This is a genomic window from Bacillus sp. MT94, assembly GCF_058792475.1.
Map to the genome: position 1 here is coordinate 79,294 of NZ_JBXAEZ010000010.1, position 14,729 is coordinate 94,022.

At 33.9% G+C, this 14,729-nt stretch carries 19 protein-coding genes; 6 read left to right on the plus strand and 13 right to left on the minus strand.

The features are described from left to right. Positions 1-58: 58 nt before the first annotated feature. The 3 genes from AC1Q51_RS25860 to AC1Q51_RS25870 all read right to left on the minus strand — a co-directional run bounded on the left by AC1Q51_RS25860 (position 59) and on the right by AC1Q51_RS25870 (position 1,529). The gene (locus AC1Q51_RS25860; RefSeq protein ID WP_001028440.1) at positions 59-565 is read right to left on the minus strand and encodes a CcdC family protein; all 507 of its coding nucleotides are present in this window, start codon (positions 563-565) and stop codon (positions 59-61) included. Between the two features lie 90 nt (positions 566-655). Next, the gene (gene ccdA, locus AC1Q51_RS25865) at positions 656-1,363 is read right to left on the minus strand and encodes a cytochrome c-type biogenesis protein CcdA (protein ID WP_001152676.1); all 708 of its coding nucleotides are present in this window, start codon (positions 1,361-1,363) and stop codon (positions 656-658) included. Between the two features lie 16 nt (positions 1,364-1,379). Then, complete coding sequence (locus AC1Q51_RS25870; protein WP_002152557.1) at positions 1,380-1,529, minus strand: hypothetical protein; 150 nt, start codon at positions 1,527-1,529, stop codon at positions 1,380-1,382. 322 nt (positions 1,530-1,851) lie between these two features. Between AC1Q51_RS25870 and AC1Q51_RS25875 the strand changes: the two genes are divergently transcribed. After that, entirely contained in the window at positions 1,852-2,760 is a 909-nt protein-coding gene (locus tag AC1Q51_RS25875; RefSeq protein WP_000947044.1) for an EamA family transporter, read from the plus strand. 132 nt (positions 2,761-2,892) lie between these two features. Beyond that, a complete protein-coding gene (locus AC1Q51_RS25880; protein ID WP_000253676.1) occupies positions 2,893-4,038 on the plus strand; it encodes a M20 peptidase aminoacylase family protein in 1,146 nt (381 codons plus the stop codon). Between the two features lie 48 nt (positions 4,039-4,086). On the opposite strand, the gene AC1Q51_RS25885 is transcribed toward AC1Q51_RS25880, so the two are convergent. The 3 genes from AC1Q51_RS25885 to AC1Q51_RS25895 form a co-directional block, all read right to left on the minus strand. Continuing rightward, the gene (locus AC1Q51_RS25885) at positions 4,087-5,031 is read right to left on the minus strand and encodes an ABC transporter permease (protein WP_000482759.1); all 945 of its coding nucleotides are present in this window, start codon (positions 5,029-5,031) and stop codon (positions 4,087-4,089) included. Continuing rightward, positions 5,024-5,935, minus strand: coding sequence for an ABC transporter ATP-binding protein (locus tag AC1Q51_RS25890; RefSeq protein ID WP_063548379.1), 912 nt, complete (start codon positions 5,933-5,935; stop codon positions 5,024-5,026). Before AC1Q51_RS25890 ends, AC1Q51_RS25885 begins: the two co-directional genes overlap by 8 nt. Before the next feature lie 90 nt (positions 5,936-6,025). Further along, positions 6,026-6,601, minus strand: a complete 576-nt coding sequence (locus AC1Q51_RS25895; RefSeq protein ID WP_492331801.1) for an ABC transporter permease — start codon at positions 6,599-6,601, stop codon at positions 6,026-6,028. A 169-nt stretch (positions 6,602-6,770) separates the two neighbouring features. Between AC1Q51_RS25895 and AC1Q51_RS25900 the strand changes: the two genes are divergently transcribed. Beyond that, on the plus strand, positions 6,771-7,370 hold the full coding sequence (locus AC1Q51_RS25900) for a YgaN family protein (protein WP_090977341.1): 600 nt from the start codon (positions 6,771-6,773) through the stop codon (positions 7,368-7,370). Between the two features lie 90 nt (positions 7,371-7,460). Here the strand turns inward: AC1Q51_RS25900 and alsR are convergent, their stop codons facing one another. Then, on the minus strand, positions 7,461-8,363 hold the full coding sequence (gene alsR / locus AC1Q51_RS25905) for an acetoin biosynthesis transcriptional regulator AlsR (protein WP_000423235.1): 903 nt from the start codon (positions 8,361-8,363) through the stop codon (positions 7,461-7,463). A gap of 153 nt (positions 8,364-8,516) precedes the next feature. Here alsR and AC1Q51_RS25910 point away from each other — a divergent pair, with 153 nt between their 5' ends. Both AC1Q51_RS25910 and AC1Q51_RS25915 read left to right on the plus strand, forming a co-directional pair. Beyond that, positions 8,517-8,882, plus strand: coding sequence for a CidA/LrgA family holin-like protein (locus AC1Q51_RS25910; RefSeq protein ID WP_000872365.1), 366 nt, complete (start codon positions 8,517-8,519; stop codon positions 8,880-8,882). Beyond that, complete coding sequence (locus AC1Q51_RS25915) at positions 8,879-9,556, plus strand: LrgB family protein (protein ID WP_053563808.1); 678 nt, start codon at positions 8,879-8,881, stop codon at positions 9,554-9,556. Before AC1Q51_RS25910 ends, AC1Q51_RS25915 begins: the two co-directional genes overlap by 4 nt. Positions 9,557-9,568: 12 nt before the next feature. Here the strand turns inward: AC1Q51_RS25915 and AC1Q51_RS25920 are convergent, their stop codons facing one another. Next, on the minus strand, positions 9,569-9,982 hold the full coding sequence (locus AC1Q51_RS25920; protein WP_053563807.1) for an NUDIX hydrolase: 414 nt from the start codon (positions 9,980-9,982) through the stop codon (positions 9,569-9,571). Positions 9,983-10,124: 142 nt separating this feature from the next. On the opposite strand from AC1Q51_RS25920, the gene AC1Q51_RS25925 reads away from it, so the two are divergent. Next, positions 10,125-10,325 carry a DUF3903 domain-containing protein gene (locus tag AC1Q51_RS25925; RefSeq protein ID WP_000625226.1) on the plus strand — a complete coding sequence of 67 codons (201 nt, stop codon included), beginning with the start codon at positions 10,125-10,127 and terminating at the stop codon, positions 10,323-10,325. Positions 10,326-10,692: 367 nt separating this feature from the next. Here the strand turns inward: AC1Q51_RS25925 and AC1Q51_RS25930 are convergent, their stop codons facing one another. The 5 genes from AC1Q51_RS25930 to AC1Q51_RS25950 form a co-directional block, all read right to left on the minus strand. Continuing rightward, positions 10,693-11,448, minus strand: coding sequence for a sulfite exporter TauE/SafE family protein (locus AC1Q51_RS25930; protein WP_000974667.1), 756 nt, complete (start codon positions 11,446-11,448; stop codon positions 10,693-10,695). Between the two features lie 99 nt (positions 11,449-11,547). Then, a complete protein-coding gene (locus tag AC1Q51_RS25935; RefSeq protein WP_000644411.1) occupies positions 11,548-11,694 on the minus strand; it encodes a BC1881 family protein in 147 nt (48 codons plus the stop codon). Positions 11,695-11,933: 239 nt separating this feature from the next. Then, on the minus strand, positions 11,934-12,482 hold the full coding sequence (locus AC1Q51_RS25940; RefSeq protein ID WP_065484986.1) for a hypothetical protein: 549 nt from the start codon (positions 12,480-12,482) through the stop codon (positions 11,934-11,936). A 23-nt stretch (positions 12,483-12,505) separates the two neighbouring features. Then, the gene (locus AC1Q51_RS25945; RefSeq protein WP_053563805.1) at positions 12,506-13,525 is read right to left on the minus strand and encodes an NERD domain-containing protein; all 1,020 of its coding nucleotides are present in this window, start codon (positions 13,523-13,525) and stop codon (positions 12,506-12,508) included. 140 nt (positions 13,526-13,665) lie between these two features. Next, positions 13,666-14,712 (minus strand): GH25 family lysozyme, encoded by a 1,047-nt coding sequence (locus tag AC1Q51_RS25950; RefSeq protein WP_090977339.1) that lies wholly within the window; start codon positions 14,710-14,712, stop codon positions 13,666-13,668. Positions 14,713-14,729 lie beyond the last annotated feature (17 nt).

The window sequence follows — 14,729 nt, forward strand, 5'->3', positions numbered from 1 at the left end:
TATAAATAAAAAGACAGCGCCTTTAACGCTGTCTTTTTATTTGGTACATATACAGTTTTTAAGTTAGCTTCATATCTTTTTCATTATAAAAACCATCTTCTTTTTCCATTTCCTTTTGTAATTTCGTAAAGGAACGATACATTGCAATTCTCCATGACACAATCATCGCAAACGCAAGTAAGAAGAACATGCCACTAAGTTGTCCTAAATCAAGAGATTGACTTAAGTATGTTTTAAATACAATCCGCACTACAAGTAATCCAATTAATATGAAAACAAAGGCTTTTGAACGCTTCAAATAAATCTCTTGTCCTCTAATTTCAAATTTAGATGTTTTAATAAGAAAAATAGAGAAAATCAAACCGACACCAATTGCTTCTAACATTTCTGCTGGAGTTAATCGAAATTCAGGAAAAACATACATCAATGCACCCGTACTCATAAAAAATGGTGGAAGTATAATTTTTTTCAATGTTGCAGGTTTCTTAGCTGCTTTTAAACGAATAAACATCGCACCGACAGCCATACAAACAGCAACGATACTTGATAAAAGAACTATATTCATATTTTCTCATCCTTTTTTGTGGCTATATGCAAAATATACTTTCATTATATGCTTTTCCGTTAGTATTTCCAACATTTTCGCAGAATAATACTAAAAACCGGTAAAACCACCAAATAAACTTGAGAAATATACGATAATTTTTGTCATCCAGTTAAAGTATAGGAAGACACCCATAACAATCATAATATATCCTCCGACTTTCATGAAGGCCATACTATTTCTTTTAATCCAAGACATTTTCGTAATAAAGAATGACAGTACGAAAAACGGGATTGCAAATCCAAGTATGTAAGCAATCATGTATATCATTGCTGATTCTGGATTTGTTGCTGCTAATCCAATTACGGACACTAGAATTGGTCCGGTACATGGCGTCCACCCTGCTGCAAAAGCTAATCCAATTAGTACTGATCCAAAATAGCCACTTGGACGATTTTTAAATGTAAATTTACGGTCTTGCATTAAAAATTTCGGCTTAAACACTCCGACAATAATTAAACCGAACACGATGATAAAGATACCACCTAACTGTCTGATTAAATCTTTATAGTCAGTAAAGATTCCTCCAATAAAACTTGTACCAAATCCAATTGCAATAAATATAATTGAAAATCCAAGTAAGAAAAACGCTGTATGTATCATACTTCTTTTGCGAAGCATTGCATTTTCTTCTTTCAATTCAGAAACCGACATACCTGTTATGTACGATAAAAATGCCGGATAAAGCGGTAAGCAACATGGGGAAATAAATGATAAGAACCCGGCGCCAAACGCTAAAAAAATACTAATATCTTGCATCATTCCACTCCTCTCCCTAAATATTGTAACAAAAACACATAAAAATACTATGAACAATTCGTGAAATCACTTTTACAACGTGGCAATAAGAAAAAACATATTTTCTCACAGTTTCCAATAAAACGTTTTCATTTCCTTCTATTATATAGAAAAAACTCAAATGCATTATGAAACTCCTTTAATTGTTATTAACATAACAAAGGTAACATAGTTTCTCAAATAATTAGCACGCTACTAGTACGCCTATTTACATATTTGTTTAAAAATTATTTTTTTCAAATGCTGTCTCTATACAATGCAAAGTTGATTTTATAATACTTCTACTATTAATAATTTCAAGATTATGCATAAATATCATACTTTTATTATTATTCTATAAAATGTCATACTTTTCTTTCATTTGACCCTTTATTTCTAATTTTGTATACTTCCCTCTAGTTATATATTTTCGATACGGAACAACTTCATATAGATGGGAGGAATTTTTCATGCTTCGTTATTCTCTTTTAGTTTTATTAGGAGCGTGTAGTTATGGAATTTTAGCTATTTTTGTTAAGCTTGCATATGCAGAAGGATTTTCACTTGGAGAGGTAATTGGCAGCCAATATTTGTTCGGTTGGATTATTTTGCTTGCTATTACACTTCTATTTTCTAGACATCGCGTTCCTTTAAAGCAAGCATTACTTTTATTCGTTGCAGGAACATCTGCAAGTTTTACCGGAATTTTTTATTATGCTTCATTAAAAACTGTACCAGCTTCTATTGCAATTATTCTTTTATTCCAATTCGTTTGGGTCGGAATTATCATTGAAGCAGTCGCAACAAAAACTTTACCTTCAAGAGAAAAAGTTATTTCTGTTATTTTCTTACTTGTAGGGACATTTTTATCCAGTGGTTTACTAGAACAATCAGCAGGTGCTTTCGATACGACTGGAATCATTTTAGGTTTATTATCTGCTGTTACATTCGCAACATACATTTTCGTGAGCGGAAAAGTTGCTGTTGAAGTACCTTCATTACCGCGCGGTGTTCTCTTAATGACTGGTGCTTTAACTTTAGTCATGATTGTATTCCCACCAACATTTATTTTTAATGGTGCCATTTCTCAAGGTCTTTGGAAATACGGTTTAGGATTAGGAACATTTAGTATCGTCATTCCATCTATTGCCTTTACAATCGGGATTCCAAAAATCGGTTCTGGCTTAGCGACTATTCTTGGTGCAGCGGAACTACCAGTTACAACAATTATGTCCGTATTCGTTTTAAAAGAGGCTGTACTATCTTCACAATGGTTCGGTGTATCACTTATATTAATTGGGATTGCAATCCCGCAAATTGCATACGCAATGCGTGGACGTTATCGTAAACATCCTACGCATAAAAAAGTCGCAGCATAAAGTGAAACTTTAATTAGTTGAACCAATCGGGCTTTTATGGGATAAACGAGAGAGGATTTTCATTTGAGAATCCTCTCTTTTATTGTTGTATACTTATGGTAAATATTTTGCTGAAGAAAGAAGGCATACTACATGGTATCTATTTCAAATCAACTAAAAGAAAAACTTATTTCCATCCGTCGACATTTACATGAGTATCCAGAACTATCATATGAAGAGTTCGAAACAACAAAAGCAATAAAAAATTGGTTAGAAGAAAAAAATATTACTATCATTGATTCCAATTTAGAAACAGGAATTATCGCTGAAGTGTCTGGTAATAAAAACGGACCAATTGTAGCAGTTCGTGCTGATATTGATGCCCTTCCTATTCAAGAAGAAACACATTTGTCCTATGCATCTAAAGTACGAGGGAAAATGCATGCTTGTGGACACGATTTTCATACAGCTGCTATTTTAGGTACTGCTTTCTTATTAAAAGAAAGAGAATCTTCCCTAAATGGAACGGTTCGCTTCATATTCCAACCAGCTGAAGAAAGTAGTAATGGCGCTTGCAAAGTTATTGATGCTGGACATTTACGTAATGTGCAAGCGATTTTCGGCATGCATAATAAACCTGATTTACCAGTAGGTACAATTGGCATTAAAGATGGTCCACTGATGGCTGGAGTTGATCGATTTGAAATTGAAATTCACGGAGTTGGTACACACGCGGCTGTACCAGATGCTGGCGTAGATCCTATTGTCGCATCCTCTCAAATTGTGATGGCACTGCAAACAATTGTAAGCCGAAATATAAGTTCATCTCATAATGCGGTTGTTAGTGTTACAAATATTCATGCAGGAAATACGTGGAACGTGATTCCTGAAAAAGCTACGTTAGAAGGAACGATTCGCACGTTCCAAGCTGAAACACGTGAAAAGATTCCAGCACTCATGGAGCGTATTATTAAAGGTGTATCTGATGCATTAGGTGTAAAAACGAAATTCCGTTTTTATTCAGGTCCTCCTGCTGTTCACAACGATAAAGCTCTTACAGACTTATCTACTCAAGTTGCCACAAAGATGAATCTTAATATCATCTCGCCTAGTCCGTCAATGGCTGGAGAAGATTTCTCATTTTACCAACAGGAAATACCAGGTTCATTCGTCTTTATGGGAACGAGCGGTACACATGAATGGCATCATCCTGCTTTTACAATTAATGAAGAGGCACTGCCTATAAGTGCAGAATACTTTGCTTTACTAGCCGAAAGAGCACTTAAACAATTCTCATAAAAAAAAGCCGTTCAAAGTGCATCTCAGCACCCTGAACGGCTTTTCTTATTAAGTTAAATCACGTTTTAAAAACACAGTATATGAAATACATAAAAATACGAACAAATAAAGTAGTAACATACATGATGCAAACGGGAATGTTACTCCATCAATAAAACTTCCATTCTTTGAAATACTATATAAATCTGTGTTTGCTGGCAATAAATATTTCGCCCAGTTATATCTAGTGGCTGCTAATAACGCAATATTGCCTGATAAAGCAAGGAATAGTGAAATACCAATTGCACCTCCACTAGATCTCGTTAACACAGAAATCATAAATGCAAACGATGCATACACAACCGTTGGTAACCACGATAAAACATAATATTTACTTGCTTCCACAAAAATATTTTGTTTTATTATATTTCCATCTTGGAAAATAAACTCACTCCATGCAGGCTGTTGGAATTTATAAATAACAAGTCCACATAAAGCGGAGAAAATCATATTAAATATAAACAATAAAGCTGCAAATATAACGATTGCTAAAAACTTTGCTGTTAAAATTTTAAATCGACTCGCCGGACGGATTGTTAAAAATTTATATGTTCCCCAGCTATATTCATTCGCAAAAATTGTACTTGCATACACGAGGATAAATGGGAGCAAAATTGGAAATACGATAAAACCTGTATCTCTCATGAAAGAAAGTGGAGAACTGCTTGCCGGTGCTGTATCCGTATCTAAATGCTTCATCTTAAGCTGGTATTCTTTTACAAGCTCATCCCCTGATTTTTCTGCTAAAATAGCTTCTTTTTTCATGCCAAGCTTTTTCTCAATTTCTACAGTACGTTCTGTATAATCTACTTTCCATCCTTTTGTTTCCGGTTCAAAATACTTTACCGTAACCCACCCTAATCCGATTATTAATACTGCAATAACCGCAAATGGAATAATCGTTCGCTTCCGCTTAAATATTTTATACAGTTCGTTATATACTAAATTAAACAATATCTTTTCCCCCTGTTAATTCTAAAAATTGCTCTTCTAACGTTTTTCTTTCTTCATATACACGATACACTTGAATATTTTTCTCAAGCAATGTACGAATAACATTTGGGATTTCTTCATCTTTTACGTTAATAATTAATTCATTATCCTTTAATAAAACATCATGCCCTAACATTTCCGCTGCTTTATTCGCATCATCTACACGTATACGGATCGTCTCCATCTCTTCACTTTGACTATGCTGAATATTTTGCGTAGCCACATATTCCCCGTGCTGAATAATGATAACTCTGTCACACATTAATTCAACTTCTGAAAGTAAGTGACTCGATACAAGTACAGCTTTTCCTTGTTCGTGTGCAATTTTTTTTATGTACATTCTCATTTCATGTATTCCACTAGGGTCTAATCCATTCGTCGGTTCATCTAGTACCAACACATCCGGATCGTGAATAAGCGCCTGAGCGATTCCTAAACGTTGTCTCATGCCGAGTGAATATGCTTTTACTTTACGATTAATTACTTGTCCCATTCCTAACAATTTCACTACTTCATCGATACGTTCTTCGGTCACATTACCATTCATTCGTCCGAAATATGTTAAATTTTCATACCCGCTCAAAAAAGGATAAAATTCGGGTGTCTCAATTACCGCCCCAATTTTCGCAGCGGTTTTTTCAAATTGCTGTTTCACAGATTGACCATCAATCCATACTTCACCTTCTGTCATACGGATCATACCAACCATCATTCTCATTAAAGTCGTTTTTCCAGCACCGTTTGGTCCGAGTAAACCGACAACCTCGCCTTTTTTCACTTCAAAACTAATATTTTGTACAAGTGTCTTTGAGCCGATTCGCTTCGTTAACCGATCGACTTTTACAATTGATTGTTCATTTGTCATTCTATACAACCTTTCCTTCCCATTCTTTGTCAGGTCTTTTCACTGTAACATGATTATTTTTATGTGTAAAATAGAAAAAAGCATGATTTCTCATGCCCTTTCTTTTAATCGCAACGAATTTTCATCTTTTAAACTTCGAACAAATCGATAACATTGCATCATCGTTATTAAAACGACAGTCATCATAATTATACTAATAATTACAACTGCATATATTGTAATTGGCGCACTATTTACTCCTTGTATCCCTACGATTTTCATAAAGATAACCGTGAATAATTTCAAAAATAGCATCCCATTAATTAATCCGAAAACAAATGCTGCTCCATAAATGAATAATTGCTCCTGACATAATAAACATAGTACTTCTTTTCTTTTTATATTTTCTGCTACATAAGATGTAAACTCCTCTCTCCTCACTAGCAAAAGGGAGTACATCATTTTATATGTAGTAAAAATACATATGAAAATTAGTACAATAAACAGTGTGTAAAAATACATTTGAAATACAAATGCATCCCCTACTTTCAAAATAGCTCCTTCATTAAATTGTAACGATATCATAAAAAACAAAATCATAGTACTCATAGCAATCCACATAAATTGCTTCATCCTTTTGGTAGCAAATGTTCTAATATTTTTTCTCGCTAACCGACATAAAGACATAAAATTCTTCCCCTACCTTATTACATACGCATTCTATACTACTAGTGTATAAAAATATGACATTTTAAACATCGCACTACAATCGGAATTTCTTCTAAGTCTTTAGTCCTAGAAAACGAAATGATAAAAAATCACATTTAGAATATAATTGTAAAAAGGAGGAGATTGCATGCGTATAAAATTACTATCAATCTTGTGTTTATTATTACTCACAAGTTGTAGCCAAATAAAAAACAATGAAGTTGCCGTTGTTGAGCCATACAAATTAACAAAAGAGCAAGCTTCTATTTTACAAATGACTCCTTTTCAAGAAGGAAATAGCATGTTTTATAACGTTACTCTTAAAAATGATAAAGATGAAATAAATGCTACAATTGATTATTATAACAATGGTAAAAAAACAAAAGAAATTGCTAATATAGCTACCTCACATTTTTCAAAAAAGAAAGTAAAGCTTTCTTTTTTACCACCACATTTCCAATTCGATAAAGATATACAAGAAAAAAGGCAGTGGTATCTGAATATTGAAGGTGGTTCAACACTTGTTCCTGAAGAAGCGCCACCAAGCGTAAATAGCTCTGCAACTACTACAATCCAATCTATAAAAAATTTAAAATACAATCAAAAAACAACCTTAGCTGCTGTAATCCAAAGCAGTAAAGAAACTGTAAGCGTTCCTACCATTGATGAAGAAACAGGTATTGATCTACTCTTAAAAGAAAATGAACACGTTTATCTATTTAGTATCGAGCTAAAAAAAGAACAATAAAGCGGAAATGCAACTTAAGTTGCATTTCCGCTTTATTGTTTAATAAGGTGTACTTTTATGGATTTGAATTAAATCCATATTCTGTTACTACTATTGCTCATCTTCTACTTCTATTCTTTTCTTCTCTCTTGCAATTTTTAAAAACTCTAGCAGCTCTGGATTACTATTCATTTTTTTGTAAGCCACTGACATTTCTGCAACAAAATTAGAATCATATAACTCTTTATATACAACTTCTGTTTTATATAACTTATTTGCCGACACGGGTATTACTGTAATTCCAATCCCTGCTGCTACAAGCCCCATAACTGTTTGATACTCTGTTGCTTCTTGTACAATACGCGGACTAAATCCAACTTCTCTGCAAAGAGATAAAATTGTATCATACAAAGCTGGCCATACTGGTCTCGTAATAAATACAAACGGCTCATCTCGTAAATCTTCTATATGTATTTCATCTTTCTCTGCAAGTGGATGTGCCTTTGGTAAACATAAGGTGCAAGATAACCTTTGAATTGGCTCTAATTCTAATAATTGTGTTGGAATTGGTGGACGTAAAAAGCCAATATCGATACGGTTATCATGAAGTGCATGAACTTGATCTGGTGTTGACAATTCATGTAATGCAACAGACACTCTCGGAAATTTTTTTCTATATTCCCTAACAATTGATGGTAAAATATCATATATCGCCGCACCTACAAAACCAATTGAAAGTGATCCTACTTCTCCCCTTTGCGCACTTTGTGCAACTTCTACTGCTTTTTCAATTTGTTCAAACGCCTTTTTTACTTCTTTTAAAAACATTTCTCCTGCTTCTGTTAGTTCAACCTTTCTTTTCGTTCTTGAAAATAATGTAACTCCCATTTCTTTTTCTAATTGCTGTATTTGTTGACTAAGTGGTGGTTGTGTCATTTGTAAACGAGCAGCCGCCCGTCCAAAGTGTAACTCTTCTGCCACAACAACAAAATATTGCAAATGCCGTAATTCCATTTTTGGACACCCTTTTCACTTTCGATTAATATGTCTAATATATTAATAACATATAATTTATATATTAGACAAATATTTTGAATGAACGTATAGTAGAAATTGTTAATTCTTTTTTACAATTTTTATGTAAAAAAAGAAAGAGGTGGTTACTGTATGAAATGGTGGAAGTTAAGCGGACAAATTTTATTACTATTTTGTTTCGCTTGGACAGGTGAATGGATTGCAAAACAGGCACACCTCCCAGTTCCAGGAAGTATAATCGGTATTTTTTTATTATTAATTTCATTAAAATTTAACCTAGTTAAAAAAGAATGGATACAGGACGGAGCAGATTTTTTATTAAAAGAACTTATTTTATTTTTCATCCCTTCTGCAGTCGCTGTCATACGTTACAGAGATACACTAACACAATATGGAATCGATCTCATTTTAATTATTATGATTAGCACTCTTTGCGTTACCTTAGTTACAGGACTTTTAACAGAATTGCTACTAAAGCGGAAAGGATCAACGCAATGATCGGATTTCTTTGTTTACTATTAACACTATTCACATATTGGCTATCAAAAAAAATGTATCAACGATGGAATTGGAGTCTACTTTCTCCTCTTCTCGTCTGTCCCATTATTTTAATTTCTTTATTGCTCGGATTAGATACACCTTATGAAACATATGAATCTGGTGGTCACTGGTTAACTGAATTATTAAAACCCGCAACAGTTGCTTTTGCATGGCCAATCTATAAATACTTTGATTTATTAAAGAAACATGGAATGGCTATCTTACTTAATGTCATTGTCGGTTCGTTTTTATCAGTCATTACTTCAGCACTACTAGCAAATTATTTTCAAATTGATTCATCACTAGAACATAGTTTAGCGCCACATATCGTAACAACACCAATCGCAATGGCTATTTCAGAAATGATTGGTGGTATGTCACAATTAACTGCTGTATTTGTCGTTTTAACTGCCTTAACAGGAGCATTGCTCGGTCCTTCTCTCATACGTATTTGCCGTATTAAAACAGCAATCGCAAAAGGTATTATGTTAGGAACGAGCGCAAATGGAACCGGTACATCAAAAGCATTCGAAATCGGTCCTGTGGAAGGAACAATTGCAAGTTTATCCATGCTTTTAACAGCAGGCGCTAGTTTAGTTATCGTTCCGCTTTTCTTGTCTTGGATACATTAAAGAAGCAAGTATTTACATACTTGCTTCTTTATTTATATATTGGTACAGCAATTCATAATCCTCTGGAAAAGCTAAACACAATTGTTCAACTTCATGTATCCCTTTCCAAGCAATTTCATGTATTAACTCATCAGGATCTTGGATTTTCATATTACCGCCTATTTGTTTAACAAAATAATAATGGACATACACTGGAACACCGTATGTAATACCCTCTTTTTCATATATTTTATTTACAACTTCCACATTGTAACCTGTTTCTTCCCAAACTTCCCTGATACAACATTCTTCTAGTGTCTCTCCCTTTTCAAGTCCTCCACTTGGGACAGACCACCTTTTTTCTTCTCCCTCTTTTCCCTGCAGTACCATTAAAACTTCATTTTTTTCATTTACACATACCGCTGCACTACCTATCCATCTCTCCATAAACATCCCTCCCCTACTAAAATTCGCCTTCTTTATTATTTTCCCCTTGAAAAAAAGAGGAAAATAATAAAACAATGACGAAAAGTTACATCAACTTCATAGACAATCCCTTCTTAGAAATTAAAAATGGAAGGATGAAAATATGATTTCTAATTATGTTGTGGAATGTGTCTTTTGTGAAGAAAATCGAAAACCTCGCCAAGCTATTGTCACAGTTCCCGCCACTACTCAGCTACTAGCCCTTGAAAAAGTGCGCGCGGAATGCAAACGTCGCTTCGGAAAAACTGTATTATTGCAAACAGAAATTAAAGAAGAAATAATTTTCGAACAAAAAGAAAGCTGACCATAAATTGGGCAGCTTTCATATCCGATCATATTTTCACATGAAGATTAGGGGCATCCTCTTTAAGGATCGGGATTTTCCCATTATGTACGTTCCATAATGGTCATCGAACAATATATTTCTATGCAATTAACTATTGAATAGAATAGGGCAAAACTTGTTCGCATTTTTAGAAAAGGGATAGGGATATAATTCAAGTAGTACTTCGAATACTCGAACTTTACACTCATAATATTAAAACAAATCCTTTTATATGGGAAATATGAATTACCTATATAATTCATTCGTAAAATATATTAATAGTTTGCTATATTAATTTTATCCCGCTATTTGTAAGCAGTAACCCCCTACTGATTATAATTTCACTTTATTCCATCAATAGCATACACCCAGCTAAAACCGGTGTCATAATCATCGAAAACCTCAAAAGCGTTCGCGGTGCATAATTTGTAAACTTCGCGCCAATGTATGCCCCTAACATGGTCCCAATCAATACTTGCAATAACAATATATAATCTAAATATCCTTCCGAACTATATCCTATCCCGCCTCCAATTGCAATCGGTAATATAACAAGCATTGTTGTCCCTACAGATTGCTGAATCGTAAGTCCCAATAGAACCATTAATCCAAGTTGAATAAACGGTGCAGAACCAATCCCAAATGAACCAGCCATCATTCCAGTAACTAATCCAAGGCATACACATTTCAACAAGTAGTTCACGGAAAACTCTTTATGTTTATATAAAGACGACTTCTCTTTGTTTTGGAACATAATTAATTTAATAAACATAAAAATTGCCGATAAAAATAACATCCCAGCTGTAAACCAATGAAGAAGATGTGCTGGTATAAGTGAACCAAATTTAGAACCAATATAAGAGCCAATTGCGCCAAATCCCCCAACAATCCCGCCTATAATAAGTGCAACATTGCCTTCACGGTAATGACTTACAACACCTGATAATGTCGTAAATGCCATTGCAGTTAAAGATGTTGCAAGAGCAACATGAATAGGAATTTGGAATACTAAAGTGAGTATCGCGATAATAAACCCAGCTCCTCCAGCTCCAACAAATCCTAATAAAATACCCATTACTAACATTGTTATAATTATTGCCACAGACTTTCCCCTCCAGTAACACAATTATCCATCATATTTATGCTTACATACAAATAAAAAGCATCCTAGATGGATGCTTTTTATTTCAATGATATGTACTTAATCTTGATTAATCAAAATAACTGCTGGACCAGCGACCACCACTCCAGCTACTTCTATCTTTTCAAATTCCTTTACTGTAATAGAGATAACTCCTTCTCTTTCCATCAATTCTTTACTCAGGACATCAGTCGGGATTGCTTTCACCGTCTTACCTCCTTTTCATTTATACAATATGATAAAGTGAAACTTTAATGAGTGGGGTTTTTGTTCGTACTTATTAATTATTACCCCTCACCAATCGGACTAATAATCACCCAATGCATCTATATATATGCATCACCTCCGCTTTCATTCCTTATTCCACTCAAAAACCTTCTCCCCCTTCCGTGACATATTGAAAAATAAAAAAGAAGCTATAACATATAGCTTCCCTCTACGTTTCTTTAATCTTTATGCACCGTATATTCCATGACTTTTCCATCTCTATCAAATTGGAAAACAAGCTGTTCGCTATCTATTGGAATAAAGCCACGTTCAGTCCCAAGATAATACAAAGTGGTAACTCCTTCTTCCCCACTTCTCGTTTCCGTTGGAGCTCCTAACAATTGGATAATTTCTTCATTTGATTTCCCTATTAATTTATATTTTTGTAATAGATCATCTACCATATGTACCCGCTTATCTGCATGATTTAACCATCTATTTTGATTAAACTTTGATGTATATTCATTTACACTTAGTTGTACAGTGCACACTATTAATGGTATGAGTGCTACTATTAAAACCCCCAACATTTGCTTCTTTTCTTCATTACGATTTTTAGAAACATATAAAATAGCCCTTTGAATCATGACTAATAAAACAAATGGTATGAATACTACAAAAATGCTCCTTACACTTAAGGGTATATGGACCATATCAATGACGAATATAAATACAATGTACATTACTATATACAAACAAAAATATACATACAAAATGCCACGTAGCATAGCGTTCAGAAAGATCTCCCCTTTTAACTCACTATATAATTCATCCGGCTAATCATTTCTCGAATCTGTTCTAATTCTTGCACTGTATATACTACTTTCCCTGCTAAGATTTCATTTCTGAAGAACGTTACAATTTGCTCCCGATCTTTTAATCTAGGTGTTTCCTCACTAGAAAGATCTATTATTTCTTTTCCATTTTCATTATAAAAATATACAACTGGTTTTACCTTTTCTTTTATACTATTAGCCTGCATTTCTTTCAAACAATTGTATAAAATTTGAGATAGTTTCTTCGCCTTATATACTGGATTTCCTTCATTTTTCACTTGTATAGTTGACGAATCTTTACCTACTATATATTCAAATGTCTCTTCTTTTTCAACTTCTTGTTGATACTTACCCATTTCATCAATCATAAATGAATATATACCAGCATTTTCTTTCGTTAAACCATGAATTAATTTCTCTTCCCATTCTTTCGTCTCAAGTAGATAAATACCAGTTTTGCACAAGATGAGATGATGGATTCGATTATCGTTTATTTCACTATTATTTTTAATAAAAACATTCGGCATGATTTCAATTTCAGCATCTAATATGATGCCTTGCTCTATGAATCCTCGCTTCATATAATGTAATGTTTCGTACGTATTCATTTCAGCGCCGTTTTTAGTATATTCTCGTAAATTTGCAATTAATTTTTGAAACATATGTATTTCGTTATTATGTTTATTTTGTATTTCACTACGTTCTTTACTATGTTGCATAGCTAATTGATTTTTCATCATACGCATATTTTCAATTTCTCTATTTGCACTTACTTGTAAATCATTGTATTTTTTCTGTTCCATATTTTTTAAATTATTTTGTTGTTCTTTATGCTCTATCACCGTAGCTGCAATTTCGTTTTCATACGTTTCAATTGCTTGTTTCTTTTCAAATTCTACTTGCTGACTCTCTGATTCTAACTGTTTATTTTTATAAAACAGCACAAATACTACAGCTAATAATATTAAAACCGCACCTATTAGCACATAATTCATATTTTTACCCCTTTATTTCATTTTCTATTATTTTTTTAAAATATATCTACTATAGTATACTATGGTTTCGATATAGACTTTGTAAAAGTTGTATATTTTTAATAAAAGGCACCTCTGACGGGGCACCTTTTATTTTCACTCTATTGTACACCATACTGAATATAACTTGGATCGTAGTATATCCATTGATTTGTCCCTAAGCAAAGCCATCCATCTTGCTTACTCCATACTCGATACGATTCACCATGATGTAACTGTCTTATAACATTTCCTTTTAATGATGGAGCGTCACGTAAATTTACATTATCACCAGTAATAGTCGCCACATAATGTTTATACTGAATATAACTCGGATCATTATATACCCACTGATTTGTCCCTAAACAAAGCCATCCATCTTGTTCTCCCCAAACTTCATATGTTTCGCCACGATTCAATTGGCGAATTACACTAGACTGCAAAGATGGTCCACTTCTCAAATTCACATTATCTCCATTAATTATAGCAACCCCGTACACTGGAGTTGCATTATTAGGCGGAGAAACATTTCCTCCACCACTTGCTCCATTCCCTTTTAAAGCTTCTAATGAAACTGCAGCTGATACATCACAATTTCCTACGCCTGAAATTTGTCCAGAATCTGTGTACTGCCACGCTGTCCACGCTGTCCATCCACCAGCATCAGCAGGCGGTGTACTCGAGTATTTAGCAATCCAAAGTGGAATATCACTTAATCCGCTAATTCCGAACTCATTAATATACCAAACTCCTGTATATAACATTACATCTTTTCCAGTAGCCTGTTTCACATAATTTATGAAGCTTCTTGCCCAATTCGATATAGCGCTACCAGTTAAATTACTATTACTCGGATCTTTTGGTGATTCTAAATCCAGAACTGGCATTAAGTCTGTCTGGTTACTTTGTAATATACTCACAAAATATTTCGCCTCTGAAATTGCATCATTTTGTTCTGGACGTGCAAAATGGTATGCACCAATTAATACATTCGCACTTCGGGCTGCTTGTACATTTTTAGTAAAAGTAGGATCAATGTAATTTACACCTTCTGTCGCTTTTGCATACGCTGCTGGAATTCCAGATGCCTTCACTGCATTCCAATCAATATTCCCTTCCCAATGAGACACATCAATAAACGTAACATTTGAACTCGATCTGTTTTGCATATAAAATCTCCTATCAA